Annotated in this window: 1 protein-coding gene; it reads right to left on the reverse strand. The window is 35.9% G+C overall.

Annotated features, from left to right (window positions below; translation table 11 throughout):
- On the reverse strand, positions 1 to 261 hold a 261-nt coding region (locus ACFINO_RS10845; protein WP_375655861.1), incomplete at its 3' end, for a 2'-deoxycytidine 5'-triphosphate deaminase domain-containing protein.
- Positions 262 to 649 lie beyond the last annotated feature (388 nt).

A 649-nucleotide genomic window follows, 5' to 3' on the forward strand; every position in this document is an offset into this window, starting at 1 on the left:
ATAAACACAACCTGTTTCCAAAACTGCTCCGTCTCGCAAATCAAATTCGTGCAACTTTAACCGTTCGAGTTTATCTAAAACTCTTACATCAGCCCCCGGCATAAAGGAAGCACGTATACGATAGGCTTTTTCCCCTAAACGAAGATCAAGACTTGCGGGTTGTATTTGGGCTGCATCAAATGGCCAAAGAGCCTTGAGAAAGTTATTATCAATCAAAGCTTGTATATCACTATCTGCCAAAATACCGCTTAAACGCGCCATATGCTTTGCCTTCCATTTTTACTTCATTTCTTTTTTTGTCCCAGATGATTGATGAGTGCAAGATTTTTAATTTGTAAGGTTATTCACTTCTCATTTTACCAATCAATTTTCTGCTACAGTTCATCATAGAATGTTAAAAACAATGAGATAGTACTTGATACAAAACCCTTTGAAAGTAAATAAGTGTTATTTTGAGCATAAGACCTTTCACACACTCTCATTCTTGAATGTTGCACAAATAATGCTATCATATGTCAAAACTTCTATAGAATCCTTAGGAATCTTGTTAGATTTATTATGATCATACGCCATCTCAGCGAAAATATTATTAATCAAATTGCCGCCGGTGAAGTTATTGAACGGCCAGCAAATGTTGTCAAAGAACTTG

This window comes from Bartonella sp. AA83SXKL (genome assembly GCF_042196965.1).
Lineage (GTDB): Bacteria > Pseudomonadota > Alphaproteobacteria > Rhizobiales > Rhizobiaceae > Bartonella.